We start from the raw sequence: 20,072 nt of genomic DNA on the forward strand, positions 1-20,072 counted from the left end.
CTGCTTTCCCGCATCATCGGTATCCAATTATTCAAATACCGAATGTAAACACATTTTATTGATTGGTAACAGGCCCTAGTACAAACACTTGAATTCTCCAGAAATTATTTATTCATCTACGAACTTAGCGCGGCCATGCATAAACTGCTTTGTTATTTCTTATTTCTTTGCTATTTAACGAAGCTGTATAAAAAACCGATTTTGTCGTTTTGAGGCGAACAAGTTCTGGGGTTTCACACAGCATGGAGTTGATTTTTTATCCATGCTGTCAGTGTGCCGCAATTCCGCTGCATCGGGCAAGTAATGCCGCCACCGCGGCCGCATGCACCCTGTTTGAAGCGATGCCCATTGCATCATGTCCCGTAGCCGTGATGCGCCAACTTTTCGATGTTGTGCACCAGGCAGTACAGATGCCACTGCGTGTTCACCTTGGACTGACCGCGCAGTGTGAACCGATCCAGACGCTTGTTGTAGCGCAGATTGCCGAACACTGGCTCAACCGTCGCCCTCCGCTGGCCATAGAGCGCTCGGCCCTGTGGACTGTCAATGGCTTGCTTCATGCGCTCGGTGAATTGCAGCGGCGACGCCTGATTCTTCTTAAAGAAGGCGACCTGCCTTACCAGTGTACGCTCGGGATGGCGCAGGCACCGTTGCCTGAGTGGGCAAGGGACACAGTCCCGTTGGGCGCCGGCGAACTTATGATGCATGCGCCCATTGGTTGTGCAACGCTTGCCATTACTGTAGAGCTGCTTGCCCGCTGGACAGATGCAGGTATTGGCCATTGCATCATGGATGAAATCCTTGGGCGTGAAGCGTTTCGCGGATGTGGTGTCTGTCAACTCGGCAGTCGTTTTGCTCTTGTCCGCCAATGGGTCGGGAAGCGTCTTGTACTTGCCTTGCTCCCTGAATCGCTCATCGCGTCTGCGCATCAAGCCGTCGGCAATGAGAGCCGGTATTTGCGCATCATGCAGTTCGCGCAGGTTGGCTTCGCTGTGATAACCGGCATCTGCCGTGATGAGGGTTTGATCCGTGCGCAACGCATCGGTGCTACGGATCATGGGGAGCAAGGTGCTTTGCTCGCTACCCGAGCCATGCGCCTGGGCGGCCACGATGACTTGATGTTGGCTGTCTACGGCGGCCACTGCCGTGTAGCCTTGAATGACGCACTTCGCGGTGGCCATCTTGGCGCTGTCGTTGTCGGTGACATTGCTCTTGCGAACTGCTCCCTTGTCGCTTTTGCGTTCAGTATGCGTGAGGAGAAAGTTGCGAATGCGCTGTGCTTCGCCGTGGAGTCGCTCGATGCGTTGACGGTCGAGCCCGTCATCCTCATCAATGCCGCCTTGATCGCTTTGGGCGTCGCGACTTTGGTGGGCTTCGAGCATGGCAGTGACCGCGCGCTCCATGCGATCTGCGTCATGCGCGAGTTCGGCATGCGTGCCACTGCGGTGTTTGGAAGCGTTGCTGGGCAACTTGACGCCGTCGATGGCGAACATGTGCCGCCCGATGAGGCCCTGCGCATCGCAGGTCATCAGTACTTGGGTGAACAGCGCCGCAATGTCGGGCCCCAGTTCGCGCACGAACTTGGCGACCGTTGTGAATTGCGGGGCGCTGTCGCCAGAGATGGCCATGAAGAGGACGTTCTCGCGGCAGGCGCGTTCGATGGCGCGGCTGGAGACCATGCCCCGGCTGTAGGCCAGCAGCACAATCTTGAGCATGACGGCCGGATTGTAAGCAGGTGCGCCGGTGGCATCGTTGCTGTAGCGTGCATCGAGTCCAGACAAATCGATCTCATGGTCGATCAGGTAGTCGAGCGCGTATTCAAAACTACCTGGCATCAACTGGGCATCGAGGATGACGGGCAAGAACCTTGGGCTGCGATCGACGACCTTGTAACGTGCCATTGCCATCCCCAAACAATACGAATGGCATTTCAACGGTCGACGTGGTGCTTTCGTTTACGGGAGGGGCTAAAAATACAGCCTCAACGGCTATAGTCAGCGCGTGCCAGAAAAAAAGCCGAGCAACGATCCCGCATCGGCAGGTGAAGCCCGTCATTATAATTTCATAACAAATTGGCACAGATTATTGCGCTGCGCACCGCCGATTCGATGGTCGCCGGGTAATCGTCGCCGGCATTGCCACTGCTGGTGTAATCGCCGGCCAGCAGTAGATTGGTCAGCCCGGTCTGGTTGGACGGGCGTTGCAGATCGGGGCGGCAAGAATAGGTCGCGCGCTTTTCCGAAATAACGCCATGCCATTGCGGCGACGCCAATGCGGCCAGTTGCAGCACACTGGCGAGCTGTGTTGCGATCTGTTCTGCAAGCGTGATGCGGGGCAGCGTAATCGCCTGCTCTGATGCGCTGACGACTACCGCCAGCATACCGGCGTGTTGCGGGTCAAGTTGACCGCGATCGAAGACGAACTGTCCCCAATGGTGGCGCGCCGGGTCGTCCTGCAGCGCCATGAAAGGCAGTGGCAGGCGCAGGGTCGGATCGTATTGCAGATAGCAGGTCGTGATCGGCTCATAACTGAAGCGTGCCAACTGCGCACGTGTCGACTGCAGAGCCGCGTTGGGCACGATCGACTGCGTGCTCGAATTCGACAAGCCATCGAGCAATCGCGCCGCATGTTCGGGCTGGGTCGCGATGATGACTGCATCAAAGGCCGCCATGGTGCCGATTTTTTCGGCCGTGATCTGCCAACCGGCACCGTGCTGCACGAGGTTTTGCACCGCCGCGCCGATATGCAGGGCGCCGCCGTTTGACGTCACATAGTCGGCTGCCGCGGTGGGGAACAGTGCACTCAAATCGGTGCGCGGGATCAGCATATCCGATGCCGCACGTTGTGCGCCGAGGCTATCGCGCAGTACGTTCAGGAAGATCTGTGCTGACGCCCGCTCCGGCGGGGTATTCAGCGCGGCGATGCAGAGCGGCCGCCACATCAGCGCGATCAGGCGCGGGGTCTGATCGTAGCGTTGCAGCAATTCACTGACGCTGCAATCGATGTTCAAGCGCCAGCCGATCCAGCGGGCCAGCGATGAAAACCGCGCCAGCGCAAGTTTGTCCTGCCATGCCAGGCCTTTGGCACGCAACAGCGCCGCCAGCATATGCCAGGGTGCCGGCAGCTTCGGCGCGAGGAAGTCCATGCCCTTGCCTTGCGGATAACGCATCTGCATCGGTAGCCGCCGCAGCAAATTGTCGGGATCGAGCCCAACGCTGCGCATGACGGCCAAGGTTTCGCGGTAAGCACCGAGCATGATGTGCTGACCATTGTCGACCGGCTTGCCATCGAGCTCGACCCGCCGCGCGCGACCGCCAAGGGTGCGCGATGCCTCGAACAGCGCCACCTTGTGGCCGCGTTGGGTTAGCCGGACTGCGGCAGCGCAGCCGGCCCAGCCGCCGCCGATTACGGCGATATGCTGTTGCATCGCGCCACCGGCGTTAGCGACGGAGTCAGCCACCAAGTCAGCCACGGATATAGGTTTTCCATGCCAGCCACAGTTTGCGAATCGGCGTCAGCGAGATCCGCTGGTGCAGCACCTGAAAGCCATCGCGCTCGATTTCCGTCAGCAGGGTCCGGTAAATCGCGGCCATCATCAGGCCCGGCCGTTGCGCGCGCCGGTCGGCGTCGGGCAGCAGCGCGAACGCCTCGTCGTACGCCGCCTGGGCACGCTGCACCTGGAACCGCATCAGCGCCTCGAAATTGTCGCTGTGGCGCGCATTGAGCAGGTCGGCAGCGGTCACCTTGAACTGTTGCAGCTCATTCACCGGCAAATAAATCCGCCCGATGCGCGCGTCTTCGCCGACATCGCGAATGATATTGGTCAGCTGGAACGCGAGCCCGAGTTTTTCCGCATACTGGAGGGTTTCCGGGCGCGTCGTGCCAAAGATCCGGGCCGACAGGATGCCGACCACACCCGCCACACGCCAGCAATAGTGCTGCAAGCCGGCATAATCCAGGTAGCGGGTCTGATCGAGGTCCATTTCCATGCCGTCGATGATCGCCTGCAGATATTTGCCTTCGAGTGCAAATGGCAGCATGTGCGGATGCAAGGCCTTGGTCACCGGATGCGTGGGGCTGCCGTCCAGCATGGCTGCGATTTCCTTGCGCCACCACAGCAGTTTGCTGCGGGCGATCGCGGTGTCGGTGCATTCGTCCACCGTATCGTCGACTTCCCGGCAAAACGCATACAAGGCGGTAATCGCGCGCCGCCGTTGCTGTGGCAGGAACAGGAAGCTGTAATAGAAACTGGAGCCGCTTTGTGCGGCTTTCTGTTGGCAATATTCGTCAGGGGACATATTGAATAGGTGGTTGAATTTCTTGTGCAGCCGTGGTCGATGACGAAGCCGGGTTCGATGCCATTCGGCAAATAAGCCGCTATGCTAGCCGACTGTGGCGCTCCCGACAAACCGGGTTTGGATTCCGGCCTGTCCTCGCCGCGAAATGGGTCCGATCCACGGCACCGCATTCGGCACTAGCGAGGGTGACGACAGGCACTGCAATTGGCAACTGATTAAAGGCAGTTAGAAAAATACTCCCCAGTGGAGCACCGTTACTCCGCACATTTCTACAGCGGATATTACTCATACAGAGACCCAGTATTGTTTGAGTGCCAGATATCAAAGCAAATTCTGCTTGAGGATGACCAATTGCGGACTCACTGCATCTGCGTCGCCCGCCACGCCATACGCAGCCAGTCATTGGCGTGCAGTTGCGGCCTGCGTCTGAACACGTCGTAATCGACCATCTCGATCCGTTCCAGAATGCGCAGGCCGCCCTGTATCACCAAGCGCAATTCCCAGCCGATTCGTCCGGGCAGGCGGCGCGCCAGCGGGGCGCCGGATTCTATCAGTATCCGCGCGCGTTCAACTTCAAAGCGCATCAGCGCTTGCCAGCTGTGGTCGCTGGTGGCGGCGGCGATGTCGGTCTCGGATACGCCATAGCGCCGCATATCCTGCTGCGGCACATAAATGCGCTGCTTTTGCCAGTCGATAGCGACGTCCTGCCAGAAATTGATTAGCTGTAACGCCGAGCAAATCGCGTCCGAGTCGCGCAGATTTTGTGGGCTGGCGGCGTCATAGAGGTGCAGCATCAGGGTGCCGACCGGGTTGGCAGAGCGCCGGCAATAATCGAGCAGTGATGTGAAATCGGCGTACCGGGTCGTGACTACGTCCTGGCTGAAGGCCGACAGCAGGTCGCGGAACGGTTGCAGCGGCAGACGATATTGCGCGATGACCTGTGTCAACGCCGTAAACAGCGGCGAGTCGGCGGGTCGGCCGTGCTCGATCCGGTCCAGCGCCAGTCGATAGTCGTCGAGCGCCGCCAGGCGCCCGGCCGGCGTGGCGTCGCCTTCGTCGGCCAGATCGTCGGCACTGCGGGCAAAGGCATAAATCGCTTCAACCGCGGGCCTTAGTCTGGCCGGTAACAATATCGATGCGACCGGAAAATTTTCGTAATGATCAACTGCCATCTTTTTAATTTATTTAATGACGCAAAAGTCATTTGCAAAGGTTTAAACGCCACCTATAATTACTAACTTGTCGGTCAGTAGTGCGTTGTGCAAAATATAATTGCTTATATGCATTGCATGATTCACGCCGAATAGTAAAGGAAAACCAAAGTGCGCACCTTGAAAAAACTGTGTCAAATCCGGCCGCAAATGGTGACTAGCCTGACCGTTGCGGCCACCTTGATCCTGCTGGCTGGCTGTTCCAAGCCGGTCGAAAAGTTGGAAGACATCCGACCGGTACGGGTACTGCATCTGGGGGCGGCTAATGTTGATGTGACTTCTGATTTTTCCGGCGTGGTGATGCCACGCATCGAATCGCGGCTGGGATTTCGTGTCGGCGGCAAGATCGTGCAGCGCAAGGTGGACGTTGGTGCGACAGTTAAGCGCGGTCAGGTTCTGATGCAGCTCGATCCGCAGGATCTGCAACTGGCGCAGACGCAAGCCAATGCTGGGTTGCGTGCGGCGCAAAGCAATCGCGATCTGGCACAGGCCGAACTGAAGCGCTATCAGGACCTGCGCGCCAAGAACTTCGTTAGCCAGACCGTGCTGGACGCCAAGAGTACTGCCTATCAGAGCGCGCAAGCCAGTCTCGAGCAAGCCGCCGCCGCCTACAAAGGGCAGTCGAACCAGGCCGGTTACGCCGTGTTGACCGCCGACGCCGATGGTGTCGTGACCGGTGTCGATGCCGAGGTCGGACAGGTGGTAGCCGCCGGCACGTCGGTGGTGCGCGTGGCGCAACTGGGCGACAAGGAGGTGGTGTTCGGCATCCCGGAGCACAAGATCGCCGCGCTGCGCCAAACCAGCGACGTCCAGATCCGAACCTGGGCCAATCCGGGCCAGGCCATTGAAGGCAAAATTCGCGAGATTTCGCCGGTGGCCGATCCCGCCACCCGTACCTATACGACCAAGGTGTCGATTCCCAATGCGCCGGCCAGCATCCAGCTCGGCATGACGGCCACCGTATCGTTCGCCAGCAAGACCCCTAATGCGATGCTGAAAGTGCCGCTGACTGCCTTGTTGCAGGAAAAATCGCAGACCTCGGTCTGGGTGGTCGACCATGGTGTCGTCAAGCTGAGCCCGGTCAAGGTTGCCGGCACTGCTGGCAACGACATCCTGCTGATGGATGGTGTCACGCCCGGCCAGACCATCGTGACCGCCGGCGTCAATCAGCTGAAGCCGGGCCAGAAGGTCAGCATTCTCGGTGAAGACGCCAGCCAGGTAGATGCCGGCGTCGCGTCCGCCAGCAAGATCAAGGCCGGGGCCAACCCGGCCGCGTCGGTGACAGCCGGAGCCGCCCAATGATCGAAAAGGCTCGTCAGACCGTAGAACAAGACGCACCCCGCACCACGGAAGGCTTCAATCTGTCGCGCTGGGCGCTGGAACATGTGCCGCTGACGCGTTACCTGATTGTCGTGCTGATGATCGGCGGCATACTCAGTTTCGGTCGCTTGGGGCAGGACGAGGACCCGCCGTTTACTTTTCGTGCCATGGTGGTCACTGCGACTTGGCCCGGCGCCACCGCCTTGCAAATGGCAGAGCAAGTCACCGACAAGCTGGAAAAGAAGCTGCAGGAAACACCTTACATCGACAAGATCCGCAGTTATTCCAAGCCAGGCGAGACGCTGATTATCCTGCAATTGGCGGAGTCGACGTCACCTAAAGACACCTCAAACGCCTGGTATCAGGTGCGCAAGAAGATCGGCGACATCAAGGGCAGCTTGCCGGCAGGTGTGAATGGGCCGTTCTTTAACGACGAGTTTGGCGACACCTATGGTTCAATTTTCGCGCTGTCCGGCGACGGCTTCAATTATGCCGAGGTGAAGGATTACTCTGACTTCGTTCGCCAGCAATTGCTGCAAATTCCATCGGTGTCGAAGGTGGAACTGTTCGGCGTGCAGGACGAGAAGATCAATATTGTGTTTTCACACAAGAAGTTTGCACAGCTCGGCATCCCGATCGAAGCGATCGTCAACCAAATCAATACCCAGAACACGGTCGAAGCGACCGGCGTGATGGCTACTCCCACCGATAACCTGCAAATCCGGGTCAGTGGGGCACTGCAATCGACCCAGGATCTCGAAAATCTGCAATTGCGCGCGAACGGCACCGCGTTCCGGCTCGGCGATTTTGCCAGCATCACACGCGGCTATCGCGATCCGCCGCGCGACAAGATGCGCTACAACGGCAAGGAAGTCATCGGCCTCGGTATCTCGATGGCAAAGGGGGGAAACATCATCGACCTCGGCAAGCAGCTCGAAGCGACAGTCGATCGGATCAAGGCAAAGCTGCCGGTCGGGATTGAGCTGGAGCGGGTGTCCGATCAACCGAAAGCGGTCACGCGTTCGGTCGGTGAGTTTGTGCATACGCTGATTGAAGCGGTGCTCATCGTGTTGGCGGTCAGTTTCCTGGCGCTGGGCTTGCATACGAAACCGTTTCGCATCGATATGCGGCCAGGCCTGGTGGTGGCGCTGACGATCCCGCTGGTGCTGGCGATCACCTTCCTGTTCATGCGAATTCTTGATATTGACCTGCACAAGATTTCGCTCGGTGCGCTGATCATTGCGCTCGGCTTGCTGGTGGATGATGCGATCATCGCGGTCGAGATGATGGTGCGCAAGATGGAAGAAGGTTATTCGCGTTTCGATGCGGCAACTTTCGCCTACAAATCGACCGCAATGCCGATGCTGACAGGGACCCTGATCACCGCCGCCGGCTTCTTGCCGATCGGCCTGGCGAAATCGGCGGCTGGCGAATACACCTTCACAATGTTCTCGGTCAATGCGCTGGCGCTGCTGATTTCATGGTTTGTCGCGGTATTGTTCACACCCTATATCGGTTTTCTGCTGCTCAAGATCCAGCCGAAGGCTAGCGCCGACGGCCACCACGAGCTATTTAATACGCCGATGTACCAGCGTTTCCGCACCATCGTTAACTGGTGCGTGGAGTGGCGCAAGACCACGATCCTGCTCACGTTGCTGGTGTTCGGTCTGGGCGTGTTCGGGTTCAGGTTCATCGAGCAGCAATTCTTTCCTGATTCCAGCCGCCCCGAATTGATGGTCGAGCTGTGGCTGCCAGAGGGAACAACTTTTACCGCGACCGAGGCGCAGGCCAAGAAGTTCGAATCCTTCATCCGCATGCAAGACGGTGTCGAGAGCGTGACCAGTTACGTCGGCACCGGCAGCCCGCGTTTCTATTTGCCGCTGGACCAGATTTTCCCGCAGACCAATGTTGCACAAATTGTCGTGCTGCCGAAAGATTTGGCGATGCGTGAAGCGCTGCGGCAGAAAATTGTCGCTAAATTCAAGACCGATTTTCCAGAGGTGCGCGGTCGTGTGAAGTTCCTGCCGAACGGACCACCGGTTCCCTATCCGGTGCAGTTCCGCGTCAGCGGGGACGAGGTCGCCAAGGTGCGCGTGATTGCTGATCAGGTCAAGGACATCATGCGCGCCAATCCGAACACGCTGGGCGTAAACGACAACTGGAATGAATCGATCAAGGTGTTGCGGCTGGACCTGGATCAGGATAAATTGCGCGCGTTGGGCATCAGCTCGCAGACAGTCATGCGTGCGGCCAATACCATCCTGAGCGGCACCACGATCGGCCAGTATCGGGAAAAGAACAATCTGATCGATATCGCGTTGCGTCAGCCGATCGAGGAAAGATCGACGATCGAGGTATTGAATGACACCAATATTCCGACCGCCAGCGGCAAATTCGTGACCGTCTCGCAGATCGCGCAGCCGCATTTTGTATGGGAACCTGGCGTGGTATGGCGTGAAGGGCGCGAATGGGCGATCACGGTGCAGTCGGATGTGGTCGACGGCATACAGGGGCCGACGGTGTCGAGTCAGATCAATCCGCAGCTCACCAAGTTGCGTGCCCGGCTACCCGCTGGTTACCGGATAGAACTGGCCGGCGCCGCGGCCGACAGTGGCAAGGCGCAGGACTCGATTGCTGCCAATGTGCCGCTGGTGATTTTCATCATCTTTACGCTGCTGATGCTGCAATTGCACAGTTTCTCGCGCTCGTTGCTGGTGTTCCTGACCGGGCCGCTGGGTGTGGCCGGTGCCGCGATGGCCTTGCTGATTCTGCAGCGACCGTTCGGCTTTGTGGCCATGCTGGGCGTAATCGCCCTGTTCGGAATGATTATTCGCAACTCGGTGATCTTGATCGACCAGATCGAGCAAGACATCGCCGCCGGTGTCGCACCATGGAATGCGATCGTCGAGTCGGCAGTGCGCCGCGCGCGGCCGATCATCCTGACCGCCGCCGCGGCGGTATTGGCCATGATCCCGTTGTCGCGTTCGGTGTTCTGGGGTCCGATGGCGGTGGCCATCATGGGCGGTTTGACGATCGCAACCGCGCTGACCCTGCTGTTTTTGCCGGCTTTGTATGCAGCATGGTTTAGAGTGAAAAAGCCGGTTTGACAGCGTGGCGTCGGGGTGTTGCGTCGCGGCATTGCCCGCGCGGTGCGGGCGCTTCGCCAGCCTGAGCGCGACAGTTTGATGGCCGCATAATTGCAATCTCAAAAAACGCGGCAATTTGGGGAGAAATCCAGTAAAATAACCGGCTGAAGTTGATGAGCCACTAACAAAGGCAGTGCAGGGCGACCCCTTTTTCACTTCTCGGTCGCCCTTTGCTTTTGTGCACGATGAGTGCAAAAAATCCCGCGAGGATGGCGAAATTGGTAGACGCACCAGGTTTAGGTCCTGACGCCAGCAATGGTGTGGGGGTTCGAGTCCCCCTCCTCGCACCACAGAATTTTTACTATTTGGACGATTCACATGGCAACTGCTGTCGAAACCTTGGGCAAACTCGAGCGCCGTATCACCATCACCTTCCCGTTGGCCGATGTGCAGACGGAAGTCGAAAAACGCCTGAAAGTGCGTGCGCGCACAGCCAAGGCGCCGGGCTTCCGTCCAGGCAAAGTGCCATTGAAAATGGTCGCGGCGCAATATGGTTATCAGACCGAATCTGAAGTGCTGAACGACAAAGTCGGCCGTGCCTTCAGCGACGCCGCCAACGAAAACAATCTGCGCGTGGCCGGTTATCCAAAGATCGTTCCAAAGGCCGGCGACGACGTTGCCGAGGGCTCGCTGGCTTTTGACGCCACTTTCGAAATCTACCCGGAAGTGAAGATCGGCGAACTGGCCGGCGTTGAAGTTGAAAAGGTCAAGGCCGAAGTGTCCGAAGCCGAAATCGACAAGACCATTGAGATTCTGCGCAAGCAGCGCGTGCACTACCACGTCAAGGGCGAGCAGGACGCGCATGGCGATGGTGGCGCCGATCTGTCGGCTCAAAAGACCGACCGCGCAACCGTTGACTTCACCGGCAAAATCGATGGCGTCGAGTTCCCCGGTGGCAAAGCCGACAACTATGCATTTGTATTGGGCGAAGGCCGCATGCTGGCGGAGTTTGAAGACGCCACAATCGGTCTGAAAGTAGGAGAGTCGAAGACCTTCCCGCTGTCTTTCCCGGCCGATTATCATGGCAAGGATGTGGCCGGCAAAACGGCCGAGTTCACCATTACGCTGAACAAACTGGAATGGGCGCACGTGCCCGTAGTCGATGCAGAATTCGCTAAATCGCTGGGCGTTGCCGACGGTGATCTGGGCAAAATGCGCGAAGACATCAAGGTCAATCTGGAGCGCGAAGTCAACGGCCGGGTCAAGGCGAAAAACAAGGACAACGTGATGGATGCACTCATCAAGGTTTCCGAGTTGGACGTGCCACAGTCTTTAATCGCGCAGGATGTCGAGCGTCTGGCCGAAATGACCCGCCAGGACATGACGCAGCGCGGCATGAATGTGAAGGAAATGCCGTTCCCGCCCGAATTGTTCAACGCACAGGCAGAACGCCGTGTTCGCCTCGGCCTGATTCTGGCCGATGTGGTGAAGGCCAACAACTTGCAAGCAACCGCCGAGCAGGTCAAGGCCCAAGTGGAAGACTTCGCGCAGAGCTACGAAGATCCACAGCAAGTCCTGAAATATTATTTCAGCGACCGTCGCCGTATTGCAGAGGTTGAAGCCCTTGTATTGGAAGAAAACGTCGTTAACTATGTACTCGGCAAGGCTAAGGTCAGCGAGAAGCTGGTGCCATTCGACGAATTGATGGGCAACAACGCAGAAGCGTAATGTGACCGCACCGGTGCTCTGAATATGTGGTTGAATACTGATTCAGAGCACCTCCAAATAAGGAAAGACAATGACTGGATTGATCCGTAACTCTGCACTGGATACCGAGATGCTCGGCATGGTGCCGATGGTGATTGAGCAAAGCGGCCGTGGCGAGCGTGCGTATGACATTTATTCGCGCTTGCTCAAGGAACGTGTGATCTTTCTGGTCGGCCCGGTCAATGATCATGCGGCCAACTTGATTGTGGCGCAATTGCTGTTTTTGGAGAGCGAGAATCCGGATAAGGATGTTTCGCTCTATATCAACTCTCCAGGCGGTTCAGTGTCTGCCGGGATGGCGATTTACGACACGATGCAGTTCATCAAGCCGGACGTGTCGACGCTGTGTACCGGCCTCGCCGCGTCGATGGGTGCGTTCTTGCTGGCGGCCGGCGCCAAGGGCAAGCGATTCTCGCTGCCGAATTCACGCATCATGATTCACCAACCGTCTGGCGGCGCACAGGGACAGGCCACCGATATCGAAATCCAGGCGCGTGAAATCCTGTATCTGCGTGAACGTCTGAACGGCATCCTGGCCGAAAAGACCGGACAGTCGATCGAGCGTATCAGCAAGGATACCGAGCGCGATAATTTCATGTCCGCCGATGCTGCAGCGGAATATGGCATGATCGACAAAGTACTGACCACTCGCGGCTGACAACGTCCCGCGTAAAACGCCCGGACGAGACATCGTTCGGGCGTTTTTGTTTTTTGAATCGTCAAGCGCCTCTTTACCGAGCCAAACTCTTGACAAATACCTGTGACGGATTCGAAATTCACAGGTAAGATCAAGTAAATTTCTTTAGATAGCTTGCCCTATGCCTGACAAAAAATCCTCCAGCGGCGAAAAATTGCTCTATTGCTCATTTTGCGGCAAGAGCCAACACGAGGTAAAAAAACTGATCGCGGGCCCGTCAGTTTTCATCTGTGATGAATGCATTGACCTGTGCAACGACATCATCAGCGATGAAACGTCGAGCGTTGAATCGGTTACCGGCCCGAAGTCGGATTTGCCGACGCCGCAGGAAATATGCGGCCTGCTGGACCAGTACGTCATTGGCCAGGGAACGGCCAAGCGCATATTGTCAGTGGCTGTTTATAACCACTACAAGCGACTCAAGCATCTGGGCAAGAAAGACGATGTAGAGTTGGCAAAAAGCAATATTTTGCTGGTTGGCCCGACCGGTTCAGGTAAGACGCTGCTGGCCCAGACTCTGGCGCGTATGCTGAATGTGCCGTTTGTGATCGCCGATGCCACCACCTTGACCGAAGCAGGTTACGTCGGCGAGGACGTCGAGAACATCATCCAGAAATTGTTGCAAAGCTGCAATTACGAAGTCGAGAAAGCGCAACGCGGAATCGTCTATATCGACGAAATCGACAAGATTTCGCGGAAGTCTGACAATCCATCGATCACCCGCGACGTTTCCGGCGAAGGCGTGCAACAGGCCTTGCTGAAGTTGATTGAAGGCACGATGGCGTCAGTGCCGCCGCAAGGTGGTCGCAAGCATCCTAATCAGGACTTCATTCAAATCGACACCACGAATATCATGTTTATTTGTGGCGGCGCCTTCGATGGCCTGGTAAAAATTATCTCCAATCGCTCTGAAAAGAGCGGCATCGGATTCTCCGCCAGCGTCAAGAGCCGGGGTGAGCGCGATGCCAGTGAAGTGCTGATGGAAGCCGAACCGGAGGATCTGATTAAGTTCGGCTTGATTCCCGAACTGGTCGGTCGATTGCCGGTAGTTGCCACTTTGAGTGAACTTACTGAAGTGGCACTCATCCAAATTCTGATTGAACCGAAGAATGCGCTGATCAAGCAATATTCAAAGTTGCTGCAAATGGAAGGAGCCGAGCTGGAAATCAGGCCGGCGGCGCTGCATGCGATCGCGAAGAAAGCATTGGCACGTAAAACAGGTGCGCGCGGTTTGCGTTCGATTCTGGAACATGCCTTGCTTGACGTCATGTACGAACTGCCAACCCAGCAAAACGTCATCAAGGTCGTGATCGACGAAGCGACTATTACCAACGGTGCCAAACCGTTATTGATATACCAGGAGCAACAAAAGGCTTCTGGCGAGAATTGATTGCAGGCAATTGAGATAGAGCGTCATATTCATGGCGCATTCTCGAACAGAAGTACTACAATTTATATAACAATATCATTCTGGCTTCAAACGTAAAGCCACCCAAGGGCAACTTTGTGTGTGGCTTTTTTTATTGGAATTTTGTTTGGCACGCGAAAATAAGTTACGAGTCTCGATGATTTTTGTTCTAGTCTGATCTTGTGTTTTGGCATCTCGTGCCAACATCATCAACAGGCTTTTTTATAAGGTGCGCCATGACAACCTCCACATATACTGAACAAACCCAACTGCCGTTGCTGCCGTTGCGGGACGTCGTTGTCTTCCCGCATATGGTCATACCGCTGTTTGTGGGCCGCCCCAAATCGATCAAGGCGCTGGAAGCCGCGATGGAACAAGGCAAGAGCATCATGCTGGCGGCGCAAAAAGCCGCAGCCAAGGATGAGCCGTCGGCGAATGATATTTACGAAATCGGCTGCGTCGCCAATATTTTGCAGATGCTGAAACTGCCGGATGGTACGGTCAAGGTGCTGGTGGAAGGCGCGCAGCGCGCCCGTATCCACAAGATTGAAGAGCTGGACACGCACTTTGTCGCTGACCTGACACCGGTGGAATCCGAATTGGGCGAAGAGTCCGAAGTTGAGGCGATGCGCCGTGCGATTGTTCAACAGTTTGATCAATATGTAAAACTGAACAAGAAAATTCCCCCTGAAATTCTGACGTCCCTGTCCGGCATCGATGATGCCGGTCGCCTGGCCGACACAGTCGCTGCGCACCTGCCTTTAAAACTGGAGCAGAAGCAGGTTATTCTGGAAATCTTCAGTGTCGCCAAGCGGCTCGAACATCTGCTGGGCCAACTCGAAGGCGAGCTCGATATCCTGCAAGTGGAGAAGCGCATTCGCGGCAGGGTAAAACGGCAGATGGAAAAATCGCAACGCGAATACTATCTGAACGAGCAAGTCAAGGCGATCCAGAAAGAGCTGGGCGAAGGCGAGGAGGGCGCCGACCTGGAGGATATCGAGAAGAAAATCATTTCGGCAAAAATGCCCAAGGAAGCGCGCGAAAAGGCACAAAGCGAGCTTAAGAAGTTGAAATTAATGTCACCAATGTCGGCCGAGGCGACGGTGGTGCGCAACTATATCGATACCTTGGTCAATTTGCCATGGAAGAAAAAATCCAAGGTCAATAACGATTTGGCCAATGCCGAAAAAGTGCTGGAGAACGATCACTACGGCCTCGACAAGGTCAAGGAACGCATTCTTGAATACCTCGCCGTGCAACAACGTGTTGATAAGCTGAAAGCGCCGATTCTGTGCTTCGTAGGTCCTCCTGGCGTGGGCAAGACTTCGCTGGGCGAGTCGATTGCACGTGCGACCAATCGCAAATTCGTGCGTATGGCGCTTGGTGGGGTCCGTGACGAAGCTGAGATTCGTGGCCACCGTCGTACCTATATCGGTTCGATGCCCGGCAAGATCCTGCAGAGTCTGGCCAAAGTCGGTGTACGCAACCCATTGTTCTTGCTGGACGAAGTCGACAAGATGGGTGCGGATTTCCGGGGCGACCCGTCGTCGGCCTTGCTGGAAGTGCTGGATCCGGAGCAGAACCACACATTCTCGGATCACTACATTGAAGTCGATTTCGACCTGTCCGATGTGATGTTCGTGGCGACATCCAATTCCTACAATATCCCGCCAGCCTTGCTGGACCGGATGGAAGTGATTCGCCTGTCCGGGTACACCGAAGATGAAAAAACCAGCATCGCACAACGCTATCTGCTGCCGAAACAGATCAAGAACAACGGTCTGAAGGACGACGAAATCAGCGTTGCCGAATCAGCGATCCGGGATATCATCCGCTACTACACACGGGAAGCTGGCGTGCGGTCGCTCGAGCGTGAAATCTCCAAGATTTGCCGCAAGGTTGTGAAGATGCTGCTGCTCAAGAAACAGGAGCGAAAGGTCACTATCTCGAGCAAGAATATCGACAAATTCCTCGGAGTGCGTCGTTACGATTATGGCATGGCCGAAAAAGAGAATCAGGTCGGCCAGGTTGTCGGGCTGGCATGGACCGAGGTCGGCGGCGACCTGCTGACGATCGAGGCAGTGACCATGCCCGGCAAGGGCGGCGTGATTCGCACCGGCACGCTCGGCGATGTCATGAAAGAATCGATCGAAGCAGCGCGCACCGTGGTGCGTAGCCGTGCCAAACGCCTCGGGATCAACTTCGAGATCTTCGAAAAGAGTGATATTCACATCCACGTGCCGGAAGGTGCAACGCCGAAAGACGGGCCTTCGGCGGGTATCGCGATGACCACAGCGCTGGTGTCGATTTTCACCGGCATTCCGGTGCGTGCCGATGTCGCGATGACCGGCGAGATCACCTTGCGCGGAGAAGTGCTACCGATCGGCGGCCTGAAGGAAAAGCTGCTGGCAGCACATCGTGGCGGCATCAAAACCGTGCTGATTCCCGAGGAGAATGTGAAGGATCTGGCCGAAATCCCGGACAATGTCAAAAACAAGCTGGAGATCGTTCCGGTGCGCTGGATTGACAAGGTGCTGGACATTGCCCTGGAGCGTCAACCAGTACCATTGCTGGATACCGATGTTGCGGTCGCTTCGCCGGTCGCAGCGGCCGATGGGCAATCCGATCCTAACGTCGTGAAACACTGATTGTATTTGCCGTAATTAAAAAAGCGCTAATGTTAGCGCTTTTTCTTTTTTGGACGCGAATTTGACCGAGCAATGGTTCGATTATTCGCGCATGTGAATCCGGCATCGGCCCGCAAACCGCTTGACACTAGGCTTTGCGGCTTGTTTAATACGTGCTGCAGATTTTTTCTGTATTCCGCGATGGATGTACAACTAATAATGATTGAAACACCAACGCGAAATTAAACCTTTGTGAGGGGGATTAAGTGAATAAAACTGAATTGATCGAACACGTTGCCAATACCGCAGACATTTCCAAAGCCGCTGCAACGCGCGCGCTGGATGCAATGATTGGTGCTGTTAAAACAACACTGAAAAAAAACGGTAGCGTGACCTTGGTCGGCTTCGGAACTTTTTCGGTTGGCAAGCGCGCAGCGCGTACCGGTCGTAATCCACGCACCGGCGAAGCAATCAAGATTAAGGCAGCCAAGGTTCCGAAATTTAAACCTGGCAAAGCACTGAAAGATGCTGTAAACTAATGCCTTTGGCGCGGTGACAAGCGCCAATTGTTTGGCTGACTAAGTGGCAGAATGGGTGCTTAGCTCAGTTGGTAGAGCGGCGCCCTTACAAGGCGTAGGTCGGGAGTTCGAGCCTCTCAGCACCCACCAATCAGTCAAACAAAGCTATAGAATATTTTAGGAGTGGTAGTTCAGCTGGTTAGAATACCGGCCTGTCACGCCGGGGGTCGCGGGTTCGAGTCCCGTCCACTCCGCCAAAAATAATATAGTCAGGAGTGGTAGTTCAGCTGGTTAGAATACCGGCCTGTCACGCCGGGGGTCGCGGGTTCGAGTCCCGTCCACTCCGCCAGAACAAAAAAAGGCGAACGCGAGTTCGCCTTTTTTCATATTCGGCGGCATTTCATCGTAATTCGTCTCTTATTGGCTAATCATGTTTGAGTTTATTCGCACCCATCAGCGCCTGATGCAATTCGTTCTGTTGCTCTTTATCATCCCTTCCTTCGCGCTGGTCGGTATTCAGAGTTACAGCAAGTTCAACGATAGCGATAACGCGGTTGCCAAAGTTGGCGGTCAGTCGATTTCTCAGCAAGAGTGGGATAAAGCCCAGCGCGAGCAAATGGATCGTTTCCGCCAAATGTTCGGGGCCCAATTCGACCCGAAAATGTTCGATACGCCAGCCGCCAAAAAGGGCGTGCTGGATAATCTGATCGCTCAGCGCGCACTGGCGGCCGAAGCGGCGCGCAGCCATCTGGCGGTATCGGACCAGAGCCTGCAGCAAACTATCCTGGCGATTCCTGGCCTGATCGGCGCCGATGGCAAGTTTGATTCGGAGCGCTACAAATCCCTGTTGGCCGCCCAGGGCATGACGCCGGCGATGTTTGAAGCAGGTTTGCGTCAGGATCTGGCGCTGCAGCAACTGAACGGCGCAATTCAGTCCAGCGCCTTCGCACCGAAGACAGTGGCGAATCGGCTGTCCGATATCAATGACCAGGAACGTGACGTTCAGCAATTGTTGTTGAAGGCGGGCGACTATGTCTCGCAGGTCAAGGTTACTGACGACATGCTGAAATCGTACTACGATAAAAATCCTGCCGCATTTGAAATCCCGGAGCAGGCCAAGGTGGAATATGTAGTGCTGGACAGTGCGGCACTGGCGGCGCAGATCGCGGTCAGCGATGCCGACATCAAGGCCTACTACGAGCAAAATGCGAAGCAGTACTCGGTGGACGAACTACGGCGCGCAAGTCATATCCTGATCAGCCTGAAAAAGGATGCGTCCGACGCCGACAAGGCTGCAGCAAAGGCCAAAGCCGAAAACCTGCTGGCGCAAGTGCGCAAGGCTCCTGCCGATTTTGGCAAGGTGGCCAAATCCAATTCTCAGGATCCCGGCTCGGCGGAGCGCGGCGGTGATCTGGACTTCTTTGGCAAAGGGATGATGGTTAAGCCCTTCGAAGATGTGGCGTTCAAGCTCAAGGAGGGTGAGATCAGCGATCTCGTGCAGTCCGATTTTGGTTACCACATCATCCAGTTAACCGGTGTGAAGCCGGCCACGGTCAAGCCTCTGGACGAAGTCAAAGGCGAAATCGCCGCGACGATCAAAAAGCAGTTGGCGACAAAAAAATACGCCGAACTGGCGGAACAATTTACCAATACCGTCTACGAACAGGCTGACAGCCTGAAGCCGGTTGCAGACAAGCTGAAGCTGACGATCGAAACGGTTGCCGGATTGATCCGCAAGCCGAATCCGTCGGTGGCGCCGACCGTGCCATATAACAACGAGAAATTCCTGAGGGCGCTGTTCTCGGATGATGCCATCAAAAACAAGCGTAATACCGAAGCGGTCGAGGTTGCGCCTAACACCCTGATCGCCGGGCGCATCGCCGAATACAAGCCTGTCGGCAAGCGTCCGTTCGCCGAAGTGCAAGCAGCGATCCGCGAACGCGTCACGCAAATCGAGGCGGCAAAACTGGCCAAAAAAGCAGGCGAGGACAAATTGGCCGCGTTGAAGGCGAAAGACGATGCCACCGGTTTTGCTGCGGAAACTGTGGTGTCGCGCGGCAAGGCAGCGGGTCTGGACAAGACCACTCTGCCAGCAGTGATGCAAGCGGATACCAGCAAGTTACCAGCCTACGTCGGTGTCGAGCTGCCGGCCCAGGGTTATGCGCTGTATCGGATCAGCAAAGTGTCGCAGCCAGCAATAACGGATAATGCGCGCCGTCAGGCCGAGCAGCAGCAGATCGCCAATGTGCTGGCCCAGCAGGAGATGCTGACATACATTGATGTGCTGAAACAAAAAGCCAAGGTAACATTGCTGAAGCCGGCACTGCTGAACAGCGCAGCCGACGAGGGCAAGGACAAGAACGATAGCGCGCCAAAATAAGGTCCGGACTGAAATAAAAAAATGCCGCTCAGTGAGCGGCATTTTTTATTGGTGCGCCCGGCAGGGCGCACCTACTTGGAGGTGAAAGTCCTCTACTTGCCCGACAAGGGGAAGAGTTAGCGGAAGGCAAGGATGTCGCGGGCGACTGCGAATCTGGAGGAAGCCGAAGGCAAAGCGCTGGCATGACGGGGACGCCGAGTCGAACAGGAAGCGGATACGAGGCGGCGTAGCCGGGTGAGATGTCCAATATCATCAAAGCCCGATACTTGTACGGAAGGCTGCGACGTAGATCCGACAGGCATAAGCGTGAAGGTGGGTGCGCAATACCCGGGGAGATCTGCATGCGTGCCTCGTGCTACCGGCATCGGGAGGTGTCGGGATGCGCATGCAGAAGTCAGCCGAGGGCATAGTAGGTCAAGGACGAGGCGGTGAGCCGGAGAGAGCCATGACTGAAGGCCTGAACATTGAACAACGCGATTAGGACATTCGACCTCGATGCAAATCGATGACGCAACAAGGCAGGCAACTGCGCCCGGCACGGAGTTAAGCGAACGGATTTCGCCGATGGCCGAGTCGGGTGCCGAGGTTGGCACGGCGGCGGATGAGCAAACGAAAGCGGAAGGACTGCGGCAGATGGACGCCGTGGTCGAACGTCACAACCTGTGGCGAGCGTATGAGAGGGTCATGCAGAACAAGGGCGCAGCAGGAGTCGATGGACTCACTGTGTTCGAATTCAAGGCATGGCTGCAACAGCACTGGC

Annotated in this window: 12 protein-coding genes, 4 tRNA genes and 1 pseudogene; 13 read left to right on the top strand and 4 right to left on the bottom strand. The window is 56.3% G+C overall.

The features are described 5' to 3' along the window. Positions 1–353: 353 nt before the first annotated feature. The 4 genes from ACFOFO_RS22290 to hpnC form a co-directional block, all read right to left on the bottom strand. The gene (locus ACFOFO_RS22290) at positions 354–1,901 is read right to left on the bottom strand and encodes an IS1182 family transposase (protein ID WP_390325196.1); all 1,548 of its coding nucleotides are present in this window, start codon (positions 1,899–1,901) and stop codon (positions 354–356) included. A gap of 161 nt (positions 1,902–2,062) precedes the next feature. After that, on the bottom strand, positions 2,063–3,427 hold the full coding sequence (gene hpnE / locus ACFOFO_RS22295) for a hydroxysqualene dehydroxylase HpnE (protein WP_390328126.1): 1,365 nt from the start codon (positions 3,425–3,427) through the stop codon (positions 2,063–2,065). Between the two features lie 37 nt (positions 3,428–3,464). Next, positions 3,465–4,298 (bottom strand): presqualene diphosphate synthase HpnD, encoded by an 834-nt coding sequence (gene hpnD / locus ACFOFO_RS22300; RefSeq protein WP_390325194.1) that lies wholly within the window; start codon positions 4,296–4,298, stop codon positions 3,465–3,467. Positions 4,299–4,657: 359 nt separating this feature from the next. Next, positions 4,658–5,470: a squalene synthase HpnC gene (gene hpnC / locus ACFOFO_RS22305; RefSeq protein WP_390325192.1), complete on the bottom strand. Its 813-nt coding sequence runs from the start codon at positions 5,468–5,470 to the stop codon at positions 4,658–4,660. A gap of 150 nt (positions 5,471–5,620) precedes the next feature. On the opposite strand from hpnC, the gene ACFOFO_RS22310 reads away from it, so the two are divergent. The 13 genes and pseudogenes from ACFOFO_RS22310 to ACFOFO_RS22370 form a co-directional block, all read left to right on the top strand. After that, complete coding sequence (locus ACFOFO_RS22310; protein WP_390332894.1) at positions 5,621–6,811, top strand: efflux RND transporter periplasmic adaptor subunit; 1,191 nt, start codon at positions 5,621–5,623, stop codon at positions 6,809–6,811. Next, positions 6,808–9,936 carry an efflux RND transporter permease subunit gene (locus tag ACFOFO_RS22315; protein ID WP_390325187.1) on the top strand — a complete coding sequence of 1,043 codons (3,129 nt, stop codon included), beginning with the start codon at positions 6,808–6,810 and terminating at the stop codon, positions 9,934–9,936. Before ACFOFO_RS22310 ends, ACFOFO_RS22315 begins: the two co-directional genes overlap by 4 nt. A gap of 242 nt (positions 9,937–10,178) precedes the next feature. Next, positions 10,179–10,265 (top strand) — tRNA-Leu (locus ACFOFO_RS22320). A gap of 28 nt (positions 10,266–10,293) precedes the next feature. Further along, positions 10,294–11,643: a trigger factor gene (gene tig, locus ACFOFO_RS22325; RefSeq protein WP_390332896.1), complete on the top strand. Its 1,350-nt coding sequence runs from the start codon at positions 10,294–10,296 to the stop codon at positions 11,641–11,643. Positions 11,644–11,713: 70 nt separating this feature from the next. Next, a complete protein-coding gene (clpP, locus tag ACFOFO_RS22330; protein WP_390325186.1) occupies positions 11,714–12,340 on the top strand; it encodes an ATP-dependent Clp endopeptidase proteolytic subunit ClpP in 627 nt (208 codons plus the stop codon). A gap of 160 nt (positions 12,341–12,500) precedes the next feature. Continuing rightward, the gene (gene clpX, locus ACFOFO_RS22335; protein ID WP_390332898.1) at positions 12,501–13,769 is read left to right on the top strand and encodes an ATP-dependent Clp protease ATP-binding subunit ClpX; all 1,269 of its coding nucleotides are present in this window, start codon (positions 12,501–12,503) and stop codon (positions 13,767–13,769) included. Positions 13,770–14,023: 254 nt separating this feature from the next. Next, the gene (lon, locus tag ACFOFO_RS22340; protein ID WP_390332899.1) at positions 14,024–16,435 is read left to right on the top strand and encodes an endopeptidase La; all 2,412 of its coding nucleotides are present in this window, start codon (positions 14,024–14,026) and stop codon (positions 16,433–16,435) included. Between the two features lie 245 nt (positions 16,436–16,680). Further along, a complete protein-coding gene (locus ACFOFO_RS22345; RefSeq protein ID WP_390325185.1) occupies positions 16,681–16,953 on the top strand; it encodes an HU family DNA-binding protein in 273 nt (90 codons plus the stop codon). Positions 16,954–17,006: 53 nt separating this feature from the next. Further along, a tRNA-Val gene (locus tag ACFOFO_RS22350) sits at positions 17,007–17,082 on the top strand. Positions 17,083–17,112: 30 nt separating this feature from the next. Further along, positions 17,113–17,189 (top strand) — tRNA-Asp (locus ACFOFO_RS22355). A gap of 15 nt (positions 17,190–17,204) precedes the next feature. After that, positions 17,205–17,281: transfer RNA gene (locus tag ACFOFO_RS22360), tRNA-Asp, on the top strand. Between the two features lie 81 nt (positions 17,282–17,362). After that, complete coding sequence (locus tag ACFOFO_RS22365) at positions 17,363–19,312, top strand: SurA N-terminal domain-containing protein (protein ID WP_390332901.1); 1,950 nt, start codon at positions 17,363–17,365, stop codon at positions 19,310–19,312. 495 nt (positions 19,313–19,807) lie between these two features. Then, positions 19,808–20,072, top strand: a pseudogene (locus ACFOFO_RS22370) (group II intron reverse transcriptase/maturase); the annotation flags it as partial.

The organism is Pseudundibacterium arcticum, assembly GCF_042646465.1.
Classification (GTDB): domain Bacteria; phylum Pseudomonadota; class Gammaproteobacteria; order Burkholderiales; family Burkholderiaceae_D; genus Undibacterium_A; species Undibacterium_A arcticum.

Coding starts and splice junctions, on each gene's coding strand:
- ACFOFO_RS22290 (WP_390325196.1), bottom strand. CDS start 1,901: ATGGCACGTTACAAGGTCGTCGATCGCAGCCCAAGGTTCTTGCCCGTC.
- hpnE (WP_390328126.1), bottom strand. CDS start 3,427: ATGCAACAGCATATCGCCGTAATCGGCGGCGGCTGGGCCGGCTGCGCT.
- hpnD (WP_390325194.1), bottom strand. CDS start 4,298: ATGTCCCCTGACGAATATTGCCAACAGAAAGCCGCACAAAGCGGCTCC.
- hpnC (WP_390325192.1), bottom strand. CDS start 5,470: ATGGCAGTTGATCATTACGAAAATTTTCCGGTCGCATCGATATTGTTA.
- ACFOFO_RS22315 (WP_390325187.1), top strand. CDS start 6,808: ATGATCGAAAAGGCTCGTCAGACCGTAGAACAAGACGCACCCCGCACC.
- tig (WP_390332896.1), top strand. CDS start 10,294: ATGGCAACTGCTGTCGAAACCTTGGGCAAACTCGAGCGCCGTATCACC.
- clpP (WP_390325186.1), top strand. CDS start 11,714: ATGACTGGATTGATCCGTAACTCTGCACTGGATACCGAGATGCTCGGC.
- clpX (WP_390332898.1), top strand. CDS start 12,501: ATGCCTGACAAAAAATCCTCCAGCGGCGAAAAATTGCTCTATTGCTCA.
- lon (WP_390332899.1), top strand. CDS start 14,024: ATGACAACCTCCACATATACTGAACAAACCCAACTGCCGTTGCTGCCG.
- ACFOFO_RS22365 (WP_390332901.1), top strand. CDS start 17,363: ATGTTTGAGTTTATTCGCACCCATCAGCGCCTGATGCAATTCGTTCTG.